This is a genomic window from Caballeronia choica (genome assembly GCF_001544535.1).
Lineage (GTDB): Bacteria > Pseudomonadota > Gammaproteobacteria > Burkholderiales > Burkholderiaceae > Caballeronia > Caballeronia choica.
This window is the reverse complement of the sequence record NZ_FCON02000009.1, coordinates 89918-110648: the sequence shown is the minus strand read 5'-3', so window position 1 is coordinate 110648 and position 20731 is coordinate 89918. Positions and strand designations below refer to the sequence as shown.

Sequence of the window (20731 nt, the reverse complement as noted above, 5' to 3'; positions counted from 1 at the left end):
CGTTCAACGGCTGGCCGCCGGGCAACCCGGCGGCGCTCATCAGCCGCGCATTGCCGGTTCAGGCCGGCGTCAGCGACTCATCCCCCGAAGCACATAAAAAAACCAGCCATCGGCGGAGCCGATGGCTGGTTTCGGGTGCTGCAATCGCGCTCGACAAGCGCGCCGCCGAAGCGCCGCGCCCAATCGGCTTTAGAACTTGTGGCGGATGCCGACGATCACGATTTCCTGGTGGCTGCTGCCGCTCAAGTAGCCAAAGTCGGCGACGGAAGCTTGCGCGGTCGAGGTCGTCGTGCCGTCCGCATTCTTCTGCGTACCGCTTGCGTGCTGCCATGCAGCCGTCGTGTACAAGTCGGTGCGCTTCGACAGCGAGTAATCCGCGCCGATGTTGACCTGGTTGTACGTTGCCGACGTATCGCCGTGAGCATGCGTGTACGTGTAGCCCAAGCCCAGCAGCAACGCCGGCGAAAGCTGCCAGTTCACGAAACCGTTGCCGATATCAAATTTCTCGTACTGGGTGAAGAGCGAATTACCATCGTTCTTGTACTGCGCGTTGCTGTACGAAGCGCCGAACGTGAACGGTCCGATCGCGTACTGGCCTGCAGCGCGGGCAATACCGATGGCCTTGGCCGTCTGGTAGCCGATGTTGATCGGAGTCTGGAACAGGCTATCCGACGACGGGCTGTTCCAACCGCCGCCAGCGGGGGTCGGACGGCCTGCGCTCGGGTTGTTCACGTACAAGTAGCTGGCCGCCAAGGCGAGAGGGCCGTTGGTGTACGACGCCGCGCCCGACCACGTCTGGCCTTGGCCTGTCGTGGTCAGGTTGCTGAAGCCATACAAACCTTCGAACTGGAAGCCGGCGAAGTTCGGCGAAACGTACTTGACGGCGTTGCTTACGCGCAGCGTGTTGTCGTAGTTGTCGACGTCGCCAGGCGTGGCGCCCGTGGAGCCCCAGTAGTTGTCACCCGTGATGCCCTGAACCATGTCGACGGACGGGTCGTATTGGCGACCCAAAGTCACCGTACCCCAGGAGTCGCCGGTCACGCCCACGAACGCCTGACGGCCGAATTCGCGGCCACCCTGGTTCAACTGGCCCGTGCCCGGGTCAAAGCCGTTTTCCAACTGGAAAATCGCCTTCAGGCCGCCGCCCAGGTCTTCCTGACCCTTCAGGCCCCAACGACTGCCCGACAGGGTGCCGTTTTGCGTGCCCCACCGATGGTTGCCCGCTTGGTCAGCGTTGCTGACATACGAGAGACCTGCGTCGATGACGCCATACAGCGTTACGCTCGATTGTGCTTGTGCTGCGCCGGCTGTGCCGAGCAGGGCCAGCGAGAGGGACGTCAGTGCGAGTCGTTTCATCGAATTCTCCACGCGAATGATTAAAATCGTTGTTACCGGCGCAGAGAATAACGCAGTGTTTCAAAACTTAAGAAATGAAAAAAATTGACTGTCTCAAAAAACAGACACTTCCTGAGAGGTCCGTCTGTAAAGGCTTTCAGGCTGTCGATTAGATGAATTCGAGATGACAAAACCGCTCGTGAAAAGTTCCGTTGGGGCAGCGGAATGGTGCCGCCCGCAACTCGGCTTATATATTGATTAGGCGGATTGTCGTTACCTTTGGTAACAAATGCATTCCACGCGAATGCCGCCCGGAAAGAGCGTGATCAGACGTTGCGATCGCTATCGGCGGGACGGGGCGATTCACGGCTGGAAAGCAGCGCGACCGCCACGCCCGCGCTCGCCGCGAGGAGGACCGCGCGCCACGGATGACGCCGCACCAGTTCGTTGGCCTGGGTTGCCTTGCGGCCGGCACCGATCAGCGCGTCGGCGGCGGCGCGGGTGGCCGTGGTCTCGGCGCGCACGACCGTGCGCGAGAGCGCGAGCGCCCGGCTCAATGCCGATACCTTCTTGCGGGCCTCTTGTGTCAGTTGCTGCGTGCGGCCGCTGCGCGCGCCGATCGAGCGACGCGCATTGACGGGAACGGCGGGTGCGTCGCCGGTTGCCGTGGCGGCGGCCTCACGGGTCGAGCCCGCCAGCAGCGAGCCGATTTTCGCACGGCTGCCGGGCGGCACGCGGCCGTTCTGCATGCCCCATGCGCCGCGCGGATCGTGCATGCGCGCGCGGGCCGCGGAAAATTCGGCGCCCAGCAGCAAAACCGCCGCCGAGAAGTAAAGCCACATCAGCAGGACCGCGAGCGAGCCGGCCGCGCCGAACGCGCTGGCCGTGCCGGCATGGGTCAGATAAAACGCGAACAGCTTCTTGCCCGCCGAGAACAGCACGGCCGACATGACGCCGCCGACGAGCGCGTCGCGCCATTCCACCTTCGCGTCGGGCAGGAGTTTGAGCAGCGCGCCGAACGCGACCGAGAGAATCGCGAGCCCGGCCACGAGCTGCACGATGTCGCCGATGATCACGAACGGCGAATTCCCCCACAACCACATGCCGACGGCCTGGATCGCGGTATCGAGCACGAGCGACACGATCAGCAGGAACGCGACGCCAAGCACGAGACCGAACGAGATCAGCCGCACGCGGACCAGCGCGAATACGCTCGACTTTTGGTCACCGGTCACGGGCCAGACAAGATTGAGCGCGGTATTGAGCGACGAAAACGTCGCCGATGCGCCGGCCGCGAGCAGCACGAACGAGATGATCGCGGCAATCCCGGTCCCGCCGCTGCGATGCGCATTCTCGACGATGCTTTGCACGCCCGCCGCCGCCTGGTCGCCGATCAGGCCATTGACCTGATGGAAGAGTTGCCCGCGCGCGGCTTCGGCGCCGAACACCCAGCCGGCGACGGCGATCACCATCACGAGCGTCGGCGCAAGCGAGAAGGCGGAGTAGAACGCGATGCTCGCGGCCATCGCGGCGCAGCGGTCCTCGCCGAACTGCTTGAGCGCGCCGACGACCCAGGAGGCGTCCTTCTTCACGGCGGCCTCGATTTTTTGCGTGGACAGGGTGCTCATCACGGACCTCTGTTTCTTGGTGGATTTGATGTTCGTCTGAACTAAGTGTGGTCCTTCGAGCACGATCCGTTCCAGAACGAACGTCTGTGCGCTCGCTGACGATGCGGCTGCCCCGCACACATAGGACATTTAACGGACACCCGAAGAACGCGCAAGCGAACTTTGTACCGCGCGGAACAATTTGCCCAGGCCGATTTACCGCGCGACGCACGCGTCCGCCCGCACACTCTCCGGCTCACGCTTCGAGTCTCGTCACATGCGGGGAAATACTCTAATGCATGCCCCGACGAAGCCCGAATGATGCCCCTATAATTCATTCACCCCCCACATAACGACCGAGGCGGCCATGTTGCACATGTCCCGGCGCCAGTTCCTGAAGGTCTCCGCGAGTACGCTCGCCGGATCGAGTCTAGCCCTGATGGGCTTCTCGCCGGCGCCCGCGCTCGCCGAGGTCCGCCAGTACAAACTGTCGCGCACCACCGAAACGCGCAACACCTGTCCGTACTGCTCCGTCGGTTGCGGCATCCTGATGTACGGCCTCGGTGACAACGCGAAGAACGCGAAGTCGAGCATCATCCATATCGAAGGCGACCCCGATCATCCGGTCAATCGCGGCACGCTGTGTCCGAAGGGCGCGTCGCTGATCGACTTCATTCACAGCCCGAGCCGCCTGAAGTATCCCGAGTACCGCGCGGCGGGATCGAGCGAGTGGAAGCGCATCTCGTGGGACGACGCGCTCGATCGCATCGCCGTGCTGATGAAGGAAGACCGCGACGCGAATTTCGTCGAGACGACCGAAGACGGCAAGAAGGTCAACCGCTGGCTGACCACCGGCATGCTGGCCGCATCAGCCGCCAGCAACGAAGTCGGTTACCTCACGCACAAGACGGTGCGCAGCCTCGGCATGCTCGCGTTCGACAACCAGGCGCGTGTCTGACATGGCCCGACGGTGGCAGGTCTTGCCCCGACGTTTGGCCGTGGAGCGATGACGAACCATTGGGTCGACATCAAGAACGCGGACGTCATTCTGGTGATGGGCGGCAATGCCGCAGAAGCGCATCCGTGCGGCTTCAAGTGGGTGACCGAGGCCAAGGCGCACCGCAAGGCGCGGCTGATGGTGGTCGACCCGCGTTTCACGCGCACGGCATCGGTGGCGGATTTCTACGCGCCGATCCGCACCGGCACGGACATCGTGTTCCTTGGCGGCGTGATCAACTATCTGCTCACGAACGACAAGATCCAGCACGAGTACGTGAAGAACTACACGGACTTCCCGTTCATCGTGCGCGAGGACTTCGTATTCAATGACGGCCTCTTCTCCGGCTATAACGCGGACAAGCGCAACTACGACAAGACGAGCTGGGACTACGAGCGCGGCGACGACGGCTTCGCCAAGGTCGATCCCACGCTGCAGCATCCGCGTTGCGTCTATAACCTGATGAAGCAGCACTTCTCGCGCTACACGCCCGAGCAGGTCGAGAGGACGTGCGGCTCGCCCAAGGCCAAATTCCTGAAGGTCTGCGAGACGCTCGCCTCGACGGCGGTGCCTGGGCGCGCGGGCACGATCCTGTATGCGCTCGGCTGGACGCATCACTCGGTCGGCGCGCAGATGATCCGCACCGGCGCGATGGTGCAGTTGCTGCTGGGCAACATCGGCATCGCGGGCGGCGGCATGAACGCGCTGCGCGGGCACTCGAACATCCAGGGCCTGACCGACCTCGGCCTGATGTCGAACCTGCTGCCCGGCTACATGACGCTGCCGATGGAAGCCGAGCAGGACTACGAGGCCTTCATCACGAAGCGCGCCACCCAGCCGCTGCGGCCGAACCAGTTGAGCTACTGGAAGAACTATCGCGCGTTCCATGTGAGCTTCATGAAGTCGTGGTGGGGCGACAACGCCACCGCCGAGAACAACTTCGGCTTCGACTATCTGCCCAAGCTCGACAAGTCCTACGACATGCTGCAAGTCTTCGAGCTGATGGCGCAGGGCAAGATGAACGGCTACATCGCGCAGGGTTTCAACCCGCTCGCGGCGGCGCCGAACAAGGCGAAGATCGGCCTTGGGCTGTCGAAGCTGAAGTGGCTCGTCATCATGGACCCGCTCGCCACCGAGACCTCCGAGTTCTGGAAGAACTTCGGCGAGTTCAACGACGTGGATTCGTCGAAGATCCAAACTGAAGTGTTTCGCCTGCCGACCACCTGCTTCGCTGAAGAGCGCGGCTCGCTCGTGAGTTCCAGCCGCGTGCTGCAATGGCACTGGCAGGGCACACAGGCGCCGTATGAGGCGAGGAGCGATCTCGAGATCATGTCGGGGCTGTGGCTGCGCATTCGTCAGGCGTATAAGGACAAGGGCGGCAAGTATCCCGATCCGATCCTCAAGATGAGCTGGCCGTACGCGGACCCGGAAAGCCCGACGCCCGAGGAAATCGCGATGGAGTTCAACGGCCGCGCGCTCGCCGACGTGACCGACGCCGCCGACAAGACCAAGGTCATCGCGAAGAAGGGCGAGCAACTGGCGAGCTTCGCCCAACTGCGCGACGACGGCTCGACGTCGTCGGGCTGCTGGATCTTCTGCGGAGCGTGGACGCAGGCGGGCAACCAGATGGGCCGGCGCGACAACTCCGATCCGACGGGCATCGGCCAGACGCTCGGCTGGGCGTGGGCGTGGCCGGCGAACCGGCGCATTCTCTACAACCGCGCCTCGTGCGACGTGAGCGGCAAGCCGTTCGACCCGACCCGCAAGCTGATCGCGTGGAACGGCAAGGCTTGGACCGGCTCCGACATTCCCGACTTCAAGGCGGACGAGCCGCCTGAAAACGGCATGAACCCGTTCATCATGAACCCCGAAGGCGTGGCGCGCTTCTTCGCCCGCGACGGCATGAACGAAGGTCCGTTCCCCGCGCACTACGAACCGTTCGAGAATCCGCTCGGCTACAACCCGCTCTATCCGGACAACAAGCAGGCCGTCAGCAATCCGGCAGCGCGCGTGTTCCCGGACGATCGCGCCGCGTTCGGCACGGCGAAGGACTTCCCGCATACGGCGACCACATATCGCCTGACCGAGCATTTCCACTACTGGACCAAGCACGCGCGGCTCAATGCGATCGTGCAGCCGCAGCAGTTCGTCGAGATCGGCGAAGACCTGGCGAAGGAAGTGGGCGTGGTCGCGGGGGACCGCGTGAGGGTGTCGAGCAATCGCGGGCATATCGTGGCGGTCGCGGTCGTTACCAAGCGAATCAAGCCGCTGATGATCGAGGGAAGGAAAGTGCAGACGGTCGGCCTTCCATTGCACTGGGGCTTCAAGGGACTCACGAAGCCGGGCTATCTCGTCAATACGCTGACGCCTTCCGTGGGCGACGGGAATTCGCAGACGCCCGAATTCAAGTCGTTCCTAGTCAAGGTCGAGAAGGCATAGGGGAGCAGAGATGGCGCTGCAATCACTGGATATCAAACGCGTCTCCGCCACCACGACGCCCTCGCCGCAGATTCGCGTGCCTGTGACGGGGACCGTCGCGAAACTGATCGACGTGTCGAAGTGCATCGGCTGCAAGGCTTGCCAGACGGCCTGCATGGAGTGGAACGACCTGCGCGATGAAGTGGGCGATTCGATCGGCGTGTACGACAACCCGCGCGACCTGACCGAGCATTCGTGGACCGTCATGCGGTTCTCCGAATACGAGAACGAGGCGGGCGATCTCGAATGGCTGATCCGCAAGGACGGCTGCATGCATTGCGAGGACCCGGGGTGTCTGAAGGCGTGTCCGTCGCCGGGGGCGATCGTTCAGTACACGAATGGCATCGTCGATTTTCATGAAGAGAACTGCATCGGCTGCGGCTACTGCGTGACGGGCTGCCCGTTCAACGTGCCGCGCATCTCGAAGCAGGATCATCGCGCGTACAAGTGCACGCTCTGCTCCGATCGCGTCGCGGTCGGGCAGGAACCGGCCTGCGTGAAGACCTGCCCGACCGGCGCGATCATGTTCGGCACCAAGGAGGACATGAAGCAGCAGGCATCGGACCGTATCGAGGACCTGAAGGAACGCGGCTTCCAGAACGCCGGGCTGTACGACCCTGCGGGCGTCGGCGGCACGCATGTGATGTATGTGCTGCACCACGCGGACAAGCCGACGCTGTATCACGGCTTGCCCGAGAATCCGCACATCAGTCCGTTGGTCTCGCTGTGGAAGGGAATCGCGAAGCCGCTTGCGCTCGCCGGAATGGCGGTGGCGGCGGTGGCGGGGTTCTTCCACTACACGCGGATCGGTCCGAACGAGGTGACGGCGGAAGAGGAACGGGAAGCGCAGCAGGAAGCCGACGAAGCACGCCGCGCGCGCAAAGAGGAGCGTCCAGATGAAGCACGATGACCTGAAGCACGATGGCGACCCTGAGCTGAGAGACGTCGAGGGCAATCGTCTGATCGTCCGCTACACGCCGAACGAGCGCAGCAACCACTGGATCACGTCGATCACGTTCGTGCTGCTCGCGTCGTCGGGGCTCGCGATGTTTCATCCGGCGATGTCGTGGCTTTATTTCGTGCTCGGCGGCGGACAGTGGACGCGGATACTGCATCCATTCATCGGTGTGGCGATGTTCCTGTCGTTCCTGATCCTGATGCTGCGGTTCTGGCATCACAACTATCTCGACAGGAACGACGTGCAGTGGATGAAGCAGATGGACGACGTGCTCAACAATCGCGAGGACCGGCTGCCGGAAATCGGCCGCTATAACGCGGGACAGAAGCTGCTGTTCTTCACGATGGTCGTGTGTCTGTTCCTGCTGCTGGCGAGTGGGATCGTGATCTGGCGGCGCTACTTCTCGTTCTATTTTCCGATTGGCGTCATTCGGCTCGCGTCGGTGGTGCATGCGGCAGCGGCTTTCGTGCTGATCGTGGGGATCATCGTGCACATCTATGCTGCGCTTTGGGTCAAGGGGTCGATCGGGGCGATGACGCGCGGGACGGTTACGTATGGGTGGGCGCGCAAGCACCATCCGCGGTGGTTCAGGGAGGTGATCGGGAAGTAGGGTTCTCGGGGCGCCGTAAAAGCGCCGCCTCAAATCGGGCGGCGTTTTTACGTGTGCCCGGTTGATCGAACTAACTGACTACCTAACCGATATCGCATACGTACCGATGCTCTTCGACGCTTTGCCCGCCGATAGTCAGTTGCCTTTTTCTGTCTTCATGCCGGAAGCCATGTGCTTCGTAGAAGCGCCGTGCAGGGTAGTTCTCTTCCAATACCCACACGGTGACACGCTGAAAGCGCTGTTCTTCCGCTGCCCGCTTCAGTACTTGAAACAGTGCGCGTCCGGCGCCCGTTCGCCAGTGGTCAGGGTCGACGTAGCATGCCTCGACTTCAGCAACTGACTGAGTTGCGTCGGCGTCGCGTGAAGCACCCCATGCGGCGAAGCCCAGCGCGGAGGACCCTTTGACGGCCAGGATCAGGTTAGGCTTACCCTGCTTGACGACTCGCGTCCAGACTTCAGTTCGCCTCGCGACACTAAGTCCGTTCAGATATTCGGCTGGCAAGATCGAGACGTAGGCGGCACGCCATGACCGGACGTGGATGCTGGCGACATCCGGCACGTCGTCGATGCAGGCGGTCCGCACGTGGCATTGCGTGGGAGGGTCTATCAAGCTGTCCTCGTGGTGTCTGGCAGGCTTGTGGAGCGTGATCATCGCTTTCAGGATTGGTCATGGTAATCGACTTGTCGCGCAATGCATCCGGCGATGGCACGCCCTGTAGACCCGGCTCGCCGGCCGGGCGTAAGCTGGTATTCTTTCTGCACAGTTATTTAAGGCAACGGGCGTCGACCGTTCCATGCCCGCGTAGCCGATTTCGTCTGCCGAGGTCATCCGTGGTCCAACGCGTTCTCGAACCCGAGCAGATTTCATCGCTCGACCCTTCGGCGATTCCGCGCATTCGCACGCCGGAACGCGCGGCGGTTTTCCCGGCCCGCGCCGCGCGCCTGCGTGCGCTCGCCGACGCCGCCAATCCGATCGCGGGCTATCTGCGCCTGATGGCCGCGCTCGCCGACGCGCAACAACGCGTGCTCACCGGCTTCGAAGCAACTCCACCGAGCGCCGAACTGATCGCGAGCGCCCAGCAGCATTCGATGCCGCTGATCCCCGCGCTTTCCGGCGTGCGCGACCCGGCCTGGCGCGACGTGCTGCTGAAACTGCTCGACACGATCGAGGCGGCCGGCCCGCTCACCCCGCCGCTCGCGCAACTGATCGCGAACCTGCGCGCGCTCGATGCGCAAACGCTCGACGCCCAGGCCGACGCCATCTTCGCCGAGCGTTTCGCCGAGGTCGATCCGGCGGGCGCGCCGTTCATCGCCGCCGCGCTGCAAGTCGTATGGACCGACCTCGCGAGCCGCATCGACAAGTCGCAGGTGCCGTATCTCGACACACCCGGCCTGTGCCCCGTCTGCGGCTCGCATCCGGTCGCGAGCGTCGTGCGGATCGGCGGCGCGTACGAGGGTTATCGATTCCTGCAATGCGGCCTGTGCGCCACCGAATGGCACATGGTCCGCTCGAAGTGCTCGAATTGCGATTCGACCAAGGGCATCGCGTATCACGCGCTCGGCGCCGCCGACGCCGACCAGCAAACGAAGGACCAGCAGGCCAGGGATGCCTGGCTAAAGGCCGAATCGTGTGACGAGTGCGGCACGTACCGCAAGATCGGATACCAGAACAAGGCCTACGATTTCGAGCCGTTCGCCGATGATCTCGCAAGCCTTACGCTCGATCTGCTGATGGGCGAGGAGGGTTATCGGCGGGCGTCGCCGCATCCGTGGCTCTGGCCGGAACAAGCCGGCGAAAATCAGGACCTGGAATAAGCGTTCGCACCGGGTGTGCACAAAACGGGGTACGTCGAGTGAGCGAAGTAACCAGTATCGAATTGAAGTCGCTGATGGCGCGGGTGCCATCGGTCGAGCGGGTGATGACGTCGGCGGGAATGGCACCGCTGGTGGCGCAATACGGGCGCACGCAGGCGCTCGCCGCACTGCGCCGCATGCTCGACGACTGGCGCCGCGATGCGCAGGCGGGCCGCGCCCTGGTCGAAGCACTCGACGAAGCCCGGCTCGTGCAATCGGTGGGCGCGGCGCTTGTGGAGCGCGAACGCAGCAGGATTCGCAGCGTCTTCAATCTGACGGGCACCGTTCTCCATACGAATCTCGGCCGGGCGCTGCTGCCGGACGAGGCCGTGCAGTCGGTCGTCGAGGTGCTGACGCGCCCGGCGAATCTCGAATTCGATCTCGCGAGCGGCAGCCGCGGCGACCGCGACGACCTGATCGACGACCTCATCTGCGAACTCACCGGCGCCGAAGCCGCCACGGTCGTCAACAACAACGCGGCCGCAGTGCTGCTCGTGCTGTCGGCGCTGGCTTCGAAGAAGGAAGTGATCGTGTCGCGCGGCGAACTCGTCGAGATCGGCGGCGCGTTTCGCATCCCCGACATCATGAGCCGCGCGGGCGCCCGGCTGCGCGAAGTCGGCACGACGAACCGCACGCATCTGAAGGATTACGACGAAGCCATCGGCGAGCGAACGGCGCTGCTGATGAAGGTCCATTGCAGCAACTACGCGATCAGCGGCTTCACGAAGGAAGTGGCGCTCAACGAACTCGCGACGCTCGCGAAGGCGCGCCGGGTGCCGGTCGCGGTCGATCTCGGCAGCGGCACGCTCGTCGACCTGGCGCAGTGGGGCCTGCCACGCGAGACCACCGTGCGCGAAACGATCGAAGGCGGCGCGGACCTCGTCACGTTCAGCGGCGACAAGCTGCTCGGCGGCCCGCAGGCGGGCCTGATCGTCGGGCGCGCGGACCTGATCGCGAAGATCAAGAAGCATCCGTTGAAGCGCGCGCTGCGGGTCGGCAAGTTGACGCTTGCCGCGCTCGAACCGGTGCTGCGTCTTTATCGCGCGCCCGAGTTCCTGCGCGAGCGGTTGACTACCCTGCGCCTGCTCACGCGTCCCGCCGACGACATGCGCAACACCGCCGAGCGCGTCGCGCCCGCGTTGCTGCACGCGATCGGCGAAGAATTCTCGATCACGGTCGAACCGATGTTCAGCCAGATCGGCAGCGGCGCGCTGCCCGTCGACGTGCTGCCGAGCTACGGCCTCGCGATCCGGCTTGCAAGCGGCAAGCGTGCGGGACGCCAGATCAACCGCCTCGAAAAGATCCTGCGTGAACTGCCCCGCCCGGTGATCGGCCGCGTTGCCGACGACGCCTTGCGACTCGACATGCGGTGTCTCGAACCCGCCGACGAAGCGGCATTCATCGCTCAGTTGCAAGCGAAGGGTGCTCGCGAATGATCGTAGGAACGGCGGGGCACATCGACCACGGCAAGACGACGCTCGTGCGCGCGCTGTCGGGCGTCGATACCGATCGGCTGAAGGAAGAGAAGGCACGCGGCATTTCGATCGAACTCGGCTATGCGTACGTGCCGCTCGACGACGGCAACGTGCTCGGCCTGATCGACGTGCCCGGCCATGAAAAGCTCGTGCATACGATGGCGGCGGGCGCGTGCGGCATCGACTACGCGCTTTTCGTGATCGCCGCCGACGACGGCGTGATGCCGCAAACGCGCGAGCATCTCGCGATCCTCGAATTGCTCGGCGTGACGCAGGGCGCGATCGCGGTGACCAAGATCGATCGCGTCGACGCCGGGCGCTTGAAGGAAGTACGCGAAGAGATCAAGGCGTGGCTCGCGACGAGCACACTGAAGAACGCGCCGCTCTTCGACACCAACGCCACGCGGGATGACGACGCCGGCGTCGCCGCGCTCGACGCGCATCTGCGCGAAGCAGCCGCGCGCTGGCGCATGCGCCGCGACGACGGCCTTTTCCGGCTCGCCGTCGATCGCGTGTTCACCTTGAGCGGGCAGGGCACGATCGTCACGGGCACGGTGTTCGCGGGACGCGTGAACGTCGGCGATACGATGCTGCTCGCGCCCGCGGGCAAACCCGTGCGCGTGCGCAGCATCCACGCGCAGAATCGCGCGGCGCAGACGGGCCGCGCGGGCGAGCGTTGCGCGCTGAATCTCGCGGGCATCGACAAGGATGCAATCGCGCGCGGCGACTGGATCGTCGATGCGCGGCTCGGCGCGACGTCGGAGCGTATCGAAACCGAACTCACGCTGCTGCCCGATGCGGACTTCAGCCTTACGCACTGGGCGCCGCTGCATGTGCATCTCGGCACGACGCATCAGGTCGCGCACGTCGCGCTGCTCGATGGCGACACGCTCGCTGCAGGCGCTACCGCGCGCGTGCAACTCGTGTTCGACAAATCGGTGTGCGCGCTGCCCGGCGATCGCTTCATCGTGCGCAACGCGCAAGCGAGCCGTACGGTGGGCGGCGGCCGTGTGCTCGATCCGTTCGGTCCCACAAGAAAGCGGCGCACGCCCGAGCGGCGCGCATGGCTCGATGCGCTGCATATGATGCTTGAGGCCGGCCGTATCGACGGCTTGCTCGCGCACGCGCCGAGTGGCATGCGGCGCTCGCTGCTCGAACATCTGAGCGGCATGCCGGCGGCTGCGCTGGCACTGCCGCAGGGCACGCATGTCGTGCCGCTGCCCGATGATGCGCTGTTCATCGCGGCCGCGCGCTGGGATGCGTTGAAGGCGCGTTTGATCGACGCATTGAGTGCGTTCCATGCGCGTTCGCCCGACGAGCAGGGGCCGGACACGGCGCGCCTGCGACGCATCGCGGCGCCGCTCGTCTCCGATGCGCTGTGGCGCGCGCTCGTCGACGCAGCGGTCGACGAGCGGTCGATTGTGCGCAGCGGTCCGTGGTTGCATTTGGCGGCGCACACTGTCACGCTCGATGCCGACGAACGCGCATTCGCCGATGCGCTGCTCGTGTCTATCGAACGAGGGCGTTTCGATCCGCCCTGGGTGCGCGATCTCGCGGGCACGCATGGCGTCGCGGAAGAACGGGTGCGGCAGTTGCTGCGCAAGCTCGCGCGGCAGGGCGAGGTGTTCCAGGTCGTGCGCGATCTCTTCTATCATCGCGACGCGATTCGCGAACTTGCGCGGCTCATCGCGTCGGAGGCGAGCGGGCACGACGGCGAGATCGGCGCGGCGCCATTTCGCGATGCGAGCGCGCTCGGTCGCAAGCGCGCGATTCAGGTTTTGGAGTTCTTCGACCGCGTTGGATATACTCGCTTCCACCGCGACATGCATGTGTTGCGCGTCGATAGTCGCTGGCAGGAGTTGATCTGACTTTCGGGCTTTGAAGCGCAGACTTTGAAGCGCGACACGTTTCTCCGCAGGAAGGCATCCGTATCCGGTGGTGCGGCTGAGCTTCAAACTCAGTAGGGGGCGTCAGCCGCTCCCTGGTAGGTTCGACTCCTGCTGCCTTCCGCCGCTCAAGGCTCTCAGACGTTCTCGTCCTTTCTCGAATGCCCGCGACGCAGCAGCTTCGGGTGAGCCCCATGCACAGATGACCATCGACGCACGGTGTTGAAGCGAGGCGCCTGGGAGGAATCTTGAGCCTGGCGACGACGCTTGGGCCTCGAGCAGCTTGCTCAGAACGGCACGCTCTCTTGGAGCGCAAGCATCGCAAAGCCAAGCGGACGCTGCCGGAGCTCGCGCCGCTGCGGCCGGCCAGTCCTGGGGAAGCAATTGACCGCGAAGTTGCCGGTCTCCACTATCCGGGGCCGGTGGAACTCAGAACAGACCCACCCGCTGCTGGCGCCGGCCGCCGCCCTGGCCCTGCGCCAGCTTGCGCGCCTGCGCGATCTTGCGTGCGGTCTGAGTGAGCTCCGTGCTCGCCTTCATGTTCAATTCGAAGATGAACTTGCCCTTGTCGATGTCGGCGAAATCGATCATGACGATGTTGGGCATGAAGGCCTTCAGCGCGACACCGTTCGTGTAGTCGGTCGACGAGACGTAGGTCGGCAGCCGCGATGTGATCGCCTCGCCGAAGCCGGCCATCCACAGCTCGGTGAGCGCGGTCGGACGGTTGTCCGCCCCCCACATGGTCGAGTTGCGCTCCCGGATGCTCCGCTTCAGGCCGGTGGTCGTCCAGTACATCATCCCCATCACCCTGGGGTCGGAGTTGAGGGCGCCGATCTGCATCAGCTCACCTTGCTTCTCGATGTTGGACGCGATCTTGCCCATGTCGCTGTCGCCGTTCAAGGCGTTCGTGCCGCCCTTGCCGACATATTGCAGCCCGTCGTAGCCGCTGCCGTAGCCGGTGCCGTCCGCGAGGCGCTTGCAACCCCAGATCCCGGTCGACGAAAGGTAGCCCTGGCCGGCGACTTCGGCGATGCCCTTCGGGGTGAAGAGCACGACGACGTGCTTCTTCAGCTGGTCGAGCGTCTTCTCGTTGAGGCTGCCCGTGCCTGTGAAGAGAGCGTTGCCAAGCTCCCGCGCGCAGATCTCCGCGATGATGGTCCAGTTCGTGCATTTGTCGAACTTCAGGAGCAGGAATTCGCTGCCGTTGTATTTGACGAACTCCTTCGCCTGTTTCAGCATGTCCACGAGCCGCATGCCGAACGCGCCGTCAAGCGGCAGCTTGGTGGTGGTGACGTCAGCCTTCCTGCCGCCCAGGTCGAAGACGATCTTGTCCTTCTTATCCTTCTGGTGCATCAGCTTCGGGTCGGCATGGAAGGCCTTCAGCAACACCGGCGAGGAGGACAGAGTCGAACTCTTGGTTGCCGCGATCCGCAGGTCGAATAGGCGCACGCCGGCCTTGGCCTGCTCGAAGATTTCGAGGTCCTGGGTCTGGACGTTGGCGTCGCCGCCCGTGATGCCCGCGTCGTGGCTGCCGGCAAAGACGATGTCGCAGAGCCGCTTGCCGCCGCCCAACATGTAGTAAGTGATCATGCCCGTCGTACCTCCGATAGAGAGAGTGCGTATCCCACGCAAACCTAATGCTCATTCCAGGCGTAAGCGAACGTGCAATCCACGGTTATCCGAACGCGCATTCCACGAGTAAGCGAACGCTGCGGGTCTGAGCGTTTTTACTCCGACACTTCCTTGCTGGTCAAACCATTTCGGCGTTTGCGCATCGACTCGCCGGCGAGCGTGAGTCGATGGGCGTTGTGAACGAGCCGATCCCGGATCGCGTCGGCGCGTGTCGGGTCTCCGCATGTGCTGAGACATACCTGCGCACTTACGGTCTTGCAGGCGACAGAAGACTTGCGGAAGGTCTCTCTATGGCTCGGCCATGCGAGCATGCAGACCACGGAAATGTATACTCGCATCGACCATTCCGTGAAGTTGGAAGCGCTCGAATCTGTCGCGGCGCCAAAGCTGCGTTCCGGCCGCTTCAAAGCCGCGGACAAGCTGGTTGCGGCGCTGGCCTCTGCAACGATTATGCAGAGACGGAAAGCCACTAAAGCCTGATGAAAGCGGGGTTCGTACCATCGGACTCCGCATAAAGCTGATGAGCGCATTACAGATTTTACGAGCCCGAACTCGTAAAATCTGGCTCGTGACGATCGTCGAGTGCGAACCGTACCGGTCATCGAGCACCTCGAGCAGATCACGCCGCGCCGGATCGGACATCGGTGCCATCGCGAGATCGTCGAGCACCAAAATGTCGGTAGCGCGCTTCTGTCACAATAGCGCACTGCCGTTTCGCTGACGTACCGTCAGCAACGCCCCGCAACTGACCTTCTCGTAAATGCGTATCTTCGGAATCAGCCTTTACGTCATCATCGCCTTGTTCTTTGCGGTGCATGCCGTGCGCACCCAGCAGAACATGTACTGGATGCTGATCCTGTTTCTTTTCCCTGGCCTTGGTAGTGCGGTCTACTTCTTTGTCATTTACTTGCCCTCCCTGCGCCAGTCGCGTGGGGCAAGGGCGGCAACGAGGGCCATCTCGCGGTTTGTCGATCCCAACCGAGCGGTGCGGGAGGCGCGCACGGATTTCGATCGCGCGCCGACCGTCGCGCATCGCATGCGGTTGGCTGCAGCGCTGCTGGATGCAGGAAATGCCGCCGAGGCCCTGGAGCATTACCAAGCGGCGGCCAGCGGGCCGTTCTCATCCGATCCGGCCTTACTCCAAGGGCTGGCGCGTGCGCAGTTTGCCAACGGCAATGCTTCGGCCACGCAGGACGCGCTGGAAAAACTGTTCGCCGCCGATCCTCTCGCCCGCCGGCAGCCGGAGCCTGCCTTGCTGTATGCACGGGCCTTGGACGCGATTGGCGCGCCAGGCACACGCGCCGCGTTCGAGATTGCGCTCGCGAGCGCAAGCGACGCTGCACCCCGTTGCCTGTACGCCGATTGGCTAGCGGTGCAGCCCAACGAGGCCGATCGCCAGCGTGCCCGCGAACTTTACGCTGAGATTGTGCACGATGCCAGGCATTGGCCGCGCCACGCCCGCGAGCATAACAGCGAGTGGTTGCAACGGGCCCAGGCCGCCCTAAGCCGATAATTGACGGGCGCCCGCCGCAGATCGAGGTTCGCTTGATGAACGTAGGCGCGCAAGGCGGCACACCAAATTGATATTCCAGCGCAGTGGCAATCATGTCTCGCGATAAGCGAGCCAGACGCGGGCCACGCCTGCGAACCGCACCGGCGCGGCCTGATGACCGTACGGGGTGGTTAATGGAGAGCCGGCTCCGTTAGCTGATCGACTCCCCATCACTCAGATGCTTGAGCGCAGCCTTGGTCGTAGCGAATACGCCCCGGATGTTGATGTCGATCACTCGATCCCCGGCGTTGCTCATCCCCACGGATCAGGGTTGGCGTTTTCTGCGGCCACCAGCGGGCTTGCCAGCCGGTCTGCGTGAATCCGCAACTGGCTTGCTGGCGGGTTTGCTGCGCGGCTTTTGCACGCTGAATGGATTGCCGCTGGACAAGCTTGTGCCTGTACCCGCGGCCTCAGCGCGCTGCGCCCGAGGCTTGCTTCCGTTTTCGCCAATCTGCGGCCTCGTTTGTTTGCTGAGCACCTGCATGGTGCCCGGCGCAGCTTGCGGCACCTTGGGCTTCTTAGGCTTCTTGGGTTTCTTGATGATCTGGCCCGTCGCGCTGGTTTGCGGCACGCGGTGTTCGGCTTCAAAACCTGGCTCTTCTTCACGGGCCAGCGTTTGCTGGATCAGCGCTTCAATCGCAGCCAGTTGCGGCGCTTCATCGGCACACACGAGGGACACCGCCGCGCCGCTGGCGCCCGCGCGGGCGGTACGGCCAATACGGTGCACATAGTCTTGCGCCACGATCGGCAGATCAACGTTGATCACCAGCGGCAGGTCGTCGATATCCAGCCCGCGCGCAGCCACATCGGTGGCTACCAGCATGTGTACTTCGCCCGTCTTGAAGCGCTCCAGCGCACGCAGGCGCGCGGGTTGCGGTTTGTCGCCGTGGATGGTGTCGACCGCATAGCCCGCTTCATCCAGCATGGCCGCCAGGTAATCCGCGCCTTTGCGGGTTTTGACGAAGACCAGCGCGTGCTTCCAGTTGTTCGCAGCCACAAGGTGCATGAAGAGGTCAGGCTTGTTCCTTTTATCCACCGGCACAACCCATTGCTTGATCTTGCTGGCCGCGGCATTGGGCGGGCTGACGCTGATATTGACCGGGCCGCGCAGAATGCTCGCCGCCATGGCGCGGATATCATCGGTGAACGTGGCAGAGAACAGCAGGGTCTGGCGCTGAACGGGCAAGGCAGCAAAGACGGCGTTGAGTTCGCGCGCAAAGCCCAGATCCAGCATGCGGTCGGCTTCATCCAGCACCAGCGTTTGTACTTGATCAAACTGCACCGCGTTCTGGCGATGGAGATCCAGCAAACGGCCCGGCGTGGCAACGAGCACATCTACGCCTTTGCGCAATTTCATCATCTGCGGGTTGATACTCACACCACCGTAGGCGGCCAGAAATCGTAAGTCGAGGCCTTTGCCGTAATCGACAAAGCTTTGCAGCACTTGTTCAGCCAGTTCACGCGTGGGCACCAGCACCAGCACACGCGCGCGGTTGCTGGACACCGCCGGGCCGTGCTGCACCAGCCGTTGCAACAGCGGCAGCGCAAAACCCGCCGTTTTGCCAGTGCCGGTCTGGGCCGCAGCCATGACGTCCTTGCCACCGAGCACAGCAGGAATCGCCTTGGCCTGCACTGGCGTAGGTGTCTGATAATTGAGGCCCTCCAAATTAAGCAGCAACGGATCGATCAGGCCAAGCGAGGCAAAAGACATGCACGTATTCCAGACTAAAACCGCAATTTTAGCGGTTACCGCGCTGATTGAACCGCGCGGATCAGCGGTCAAAAAGTTCGACGTTGCCTGTTCGTACGAAACCGCTCGATCTCACCGAGAAGTGTGGATAGACGGAAAGGCGAAGGCTGGTTTTCGTTCGCGCAAACGCGCTCATCACGGTGTTCAGTTATCTGATTATCGATGAACGCATTGAGCGAGTGGAACCGCAAGCGTTTTCTCACTCGCTCACGTCGGCGAAACTCCAGAAAACTCCTCACCCGAATTCGTGAGGGATGTCGGCACTTCTGCTACGTCGCGGCAAGCTTCTTGCTAGATGACGGGTCCGCTCTCACTGCCCAACGCCATGCAAGTCGCACCCCGGCGTCTTTCGTTCGCAAGCCAGCTTGCCGTGTTCTGGGCGCTGGTCGCCGTCATGTGCGCGGTCCTGATCGACGCTGAAGAACCCGTCTAGCGAAGGAGCGGACATGACGCCGCCCGATGCATCCGCGTTCCCAACTGAGGGTCGTGTCGAATGAAACCGGCCCGCGCACTCGAACTGCTCAACTTCTTCATGGCCGACGTGCAGGCGGGCATCGGACCGTTTCTCGGCGTCTTTCTGCAAGCGCGCGGCTGGGGCACGGACGTGATCGGCACGGTCATGACGATCGGCGGAATCGCGGGCGTGTTCGCGAGTTCACCGGCGGGCGCGCTCGTCGATGCAACCCGCCACAAGCGCGCGGTGATCGTGATCGCAGGCGTAATGACGACGCTGGCTTCGGGCCTGCTCTGGATCTCGCATGCGTACTGGACGGTGGCGGCCTCGCAAGTGGCGACGGCGGTAACGGGCGCCGCACTCGGGCCGGCGATGGCGGGCATCACGCTTGGCATCGTGCGCCAGCGCGGCTTCGACCGGCAGTTCGGCCGCAACCAGGTCGCCAATCACGCCGGCAATGTGGCGGGCGCGGCGCTCTCGGGCTGGCTCGGCTGGCGCTTCGGCTTCGGCGCGGTGTTCGCGTTGAGCGCGGTGTTCGGCGTGCTGACAGTGATCGCGGTATCGATGATCCGACGCGACGCTATCGATCACGACAGTGCGCGGGGCCTCGATTCCGGCGCTCGATCTGATGCCCACGACGACCCCGACACGAAGGGCCTGCGCATCCTGCTGCACTGCCGGCCGCTTCTGCTGCTGGCTGCCTCGCTTTTGCTGTTCCACCTCGGCAATGCCGCGATGCTGCCGCTCTACGGGATGGCCGTCGTCGCCTCGCATCAGGCCGATCCGAGCGCGTTCACGGCCGAGACGATCGTCATCGCGCAAGGGGTGATGGTCGTGGCGGCGCTCGTCGCGAGCCGGCTGATTCGCTGGCGCGGCTACTGGTGGGTGATTCTCGCGACGTTTCTCGCGCTGCCGCTGCGCGGCGTGATCGCGGCGTCGCTGATGACGCCGTGGGGCGTGTGGCCGGTGCAGGCGCTCGACGGCATCGGCGCGGGATTGCAAAGCGTCGCGGTGCCGGCCCTGGTCGTGCGGCTGATGCAGGGGACGGGCCGCGTGAACGTCGCGCAGGGCGTGGTGATGACGGTGCAGGGCGTGGGCGCCGCGCTGAGTCCGGCGCTCGGCGGCGTGCTTGCGCATCGGTTTGGGTATTCGTCCGCGTTTCTCGTGCTGGGCGCGGTATCGGTAGGGTCGCTTGCGTTGTGGCTGTGCTTTAAGACGTCGCTCAGACATGCGTGCCGCGTCGATGCGGATGCTGATCGGAGTGCGCCTGGCGCCACGCAACCACTCACGTGAAGATTCTGGTCGAACCTGGAGCGATTCACGTCCGGCTGTGTCTGACCGGGTGACAACGGCGCGAGCGCGATGTTCCATTCCCCTGGCCCCTTGGCCTTGTTGACTTCGTAGTACGCGAGCATCTGCAGTGCGGGTAGCAATTCGGCGTCGGTCGCCGGTACCGGGCGGATCTTCTTGATCATGCCGGCATCCGCGAAGTGCTGGCTCGTCAGGAAGCTCTCGACTGGCGCGCCGCTGGCGGCTGCGCGCGTGGAGACGATCATGAGCAAGATCGTACTAACAATGCCTTTCTTGCGAACCCTATAATCGGGGCGCTCTAGGTGGATCGGCCGATGCCATCGCGGGCTGCCGGCGGACGGTCGTGCCGATGCTATCGAGGGCACTTCTCTGCGTGACGGGCTTGCTTCCAGCGCGGGTCGAACGATTGCAATGCCGACACATTCATCAAGCCGATGGTGCCGTGACCCTCTTGTTCCATTTCTAATTCGACAATGAATCAACGTCCAAGGCCCTGCGACGATGGGTGGCGCCTACCGGCAATCCGCCTGATACCAGCGATCGACCTGACGCTGCGCCGTTTGCAGATCATCGGGATAGTATGGGTCGTCGAACCTTGATGGGTCGTACCCCGCCTTTTTCAGCGCAGCAAGTTCACTCCGGTTGCGCTCGGGCGTGATGGGCGCGTTGTTCCTGAGAGCGGCGAGATCGCGGCATTGGGTTGTGCTCAGATGCGCGGCGCCTTCCGGCGTGCCGCCTGCGGCACAGCCCGCGAGCGAGAACGTCAGTGCGGAAACCACCGGCCAGATCTTCGGCGAGTTCTTCATGTCACGTCTCCCTTTGATGAAGCAAA

15 protein-coding genes, 1 tRNA gene and 2 pseudogenes are annotated in these 20731 nt (G+C 63.7%); 10 read left to right on the top strand and 8 right to left on the bottom strand.

The features are described 5' to 3' along the window. Positions 1–189: 189 nt before the first annotated feature. Complete coding sequence (locus AWB68_RS06440; RefSeq protein ID WP_087643512.1) at positions 190–1356, bottom strand: porin; 1167 nt, start codon at positions 1354–1356, stop codon at positions 190–192. Between the two features lie 305 nt (positions 1357–1661). Further along, positions 1662–2963: a YihY/virulence factor BrkB family protein gene (locus tag AWB68_RS06435; protein WP_087643511.1), complete on the bottom strand. Its 1302-nt coding sequence runs from the start codon at positions 2961–2963 to the stop codon at positions 1662–1664. A gap of 346 nt (positions 2964–3309) precedes the next feature. On the opposite strand from AWB68_RS06435, the gene fdnG reads away from it, so the two are divergent. From fdnG to AWB68_RS06420, 3 genes are read left to right on the top strand one after another with little or no spacing between them, the layout of a single operon-like run. Then, positions 3310–6378 (top strand): formate dehydrogenase-N subunit alpha, encoded by a 3069-nt coding sequence (gene fdnG / locus AWB68_RS06430; RefSeq protein ID WP_087643510.1) that lies wholly within the window; start codon positions 3310–3312, stop codon positions 6376–6378. A gap of 10 nt (positions 6379–6388) precedes the next feature. Then, entirely contained in the window at positions 6389–7327 is a 939-nt protein-coding gene (gene fdxH, locus AWB68_RS06425) for a formate dehydrogenase subunit beta (RefSeq protein WP_087643509.1), read from the top strand. Next, a complete protein-coding gene (locus AWB68_RS06420; protein ID WP_087643508.1) occupies positions 7314–7985 on the top strand; it encodes a formate dehydrogenase subunit gamma in 672 nt (223 codons plus the stop codon). Before fdxH ends, AWB68_RS06420 begins: the two co-directional genes overlap by 14 nt. A gap of 82 nt (positions 7986–8067) precedes the next feature. Here AWB68_RS06420 and AWB68_RS06415 read toward each other — a convergent pair whose 3' ends face one another. Continuing rightward, complete coding sequence (locus AWB68_RS06415; RefSeq protein WP_087643507.1) at positions 8068–8637, bottom strand: GNAT family N-acetyltransferase; 570 nt, start codon at positions 8635–8637, stop codon at positions 8068–8070. Between the two features lie 179 nt (positions 8638–8816). Between AWB68_RS06415 and fdhE the strand changes: the two genes are divergently transcribed. The 4 genes from fdhE to AWB68_RS48140 all read left to right on the top strand — a co-directional run bounded on the left by fdhE (position 8817) and on the right by AWB68_RS48140 (position 13324). Beyond that, complete coding sequence (gene fdhE, locus AWB68_RS06410; protein ID WP_087643506.1) at positions 8817–9800, top strand: formate dehydrogenase accessory protein FdhE; 984 nt, start codon at positions 8817–8819, stop codon at positions 9798–9800. Between the two features lie 74 nt (positions 9801–9874). Continuing rightward, positions 9875–11275 (top strand): L-seryl-tRNA(Sec) selenium transferase, encoded by a 1401-nt coding sequence (gene selA, locus AWB68_RS06405; RefSeq protein WP_374729556.1) that lies wholly within the window; start codon positions 9875–9877, stop codon positions 11273–11275. After that, the gene (selB, locus tag AWB68_RS06400; protein ID WP_087643504.1) at positions 11272–13182 is read left to right on the top strand and encodes a selenocysteine-specific translation elongation factor; all 1911 of its coding nucleotides are present in this window, start codon (positions 11272–11274) and stop codon (positions 13180–13182) included. Before selA ends, selB begins: the two co-directional genes overlap by 4 nt. 49 nt (positions 13183–13231) lie before the next feature. Further along, positions 13232–13324, top strand: a tRNA-Sec gene (locus AWB68_RS48140). Positions 13325–13629: 305 nt separating this feature from the next. Here the strand turns inward: AWB68_RS48140 and AWB68_RS06395 are convergent. Both AWB68_RS06395 and AWB68_RS06390 read right to left on the bottom strand, forming a co-directional pair. Continuing rightward, positions 13630–14790, bottom strand: a complete 1161-nt coding sequence (locus AWB68_RS06395) for a PI-PLC domain-containing protein (RefSeq protein WP_087643503.1) — start codon at positions 14788–14790, stop codon at positions 13630–13632. A gap of 137 nt (positions 14791–14927) precedes the next feature. Next, positions 14928–15053 (bottom strand): annotated as a pseudogene (locus AWB68_RS06390) (ATP-binding protein); the annotation flags it as partial. 4 nt (positions 15054–15057) lie between these two features. On the opposite strand from AWB68_RS06390, the gene AWB68_RS06385 reads away from it, so the two are divergent. After that, positions 15058–15312, top strand: a complete 255-nt coding sequence (locus tag AWB68_RS06385; protein ID WP_235028237.1) for a site-specific integrase — start codon at positions 15058–15060, stop codon at positions 15310–15312. 78 nt (positions 15313–15390) lie between these two features. Here AWB68_RS06385 and AWB68_RS06380 read toward each other — a convergent pair. Continuing rightward, positions 15391–15513: pseudogene (locus AWB68_RS06380) on the bottom strand (ATP-binding protein); the annotation flags it as partial. 79 nt (positions 15514–15592) lie between these two features. On the opposite strand from AWB68_RS06380, the gene AWB68_RS06375 reads away from it, so the two are divergent. Next, the gene (locus tag AWB68_RS06375; RefSeq protein ID WP_087643502.1) at positions 15593–16345 is read left to right on the top strand and encodes a hypothetical protein; all 753 of its coding nucleotides are present in this window, start codon (positions 15593–15595) and stop codon (positions 16343–16345) included. A gap of 304 nt (positions 16346–16649) precedes the next feature. Here the strand turns inward: AWB68_RS06375 and AWB68_RS06370 are convergent, their stop codons facing one another. Continuing rightward, complete coding sequence (locus tag AWB68_RS06370; protein ID WP_087643501.1) at positions 16650–18095, bottom strand: DEAD/DEAH box helicase; 1446 nt, start codon at positions 18093–18095, stop codon at positions 16650–16652. Positions 18096–18627: 532 nt separating this feature from the next. Between AWB68_RS06370 and AWB68_RS06365 the strand changes: the two genes are divergently transcribed. Next, the gene (locus AWB68_RS06365) at positions 18628–19881 is read left to right on the top strand and encodes an MFS transporter (RefSeq protein WP_087643500.1); all 1254 of its coding nucleotides are present in this window, start codon (positions 18628–18630) and stop codon (positions 19879–19881) included. Positions 19882–20411: 530 nt separating this feature from the next. Here AWB68_RS06365 and AWB68_RS06360 read toward each other — a convergent pair. Next, complete coding sequence (locus tag AWB68_RS06360; RefSeq protein WP_087643499.1) at positions 20412–20705, bottom strand: DUF4148 domain-containing protein; 294 nt, start codon at positions 20703–20705, stop codon at positions 20412–20414. Between the last annotated feature and the right edge of the window lie 26 nt (positions 20706–20731).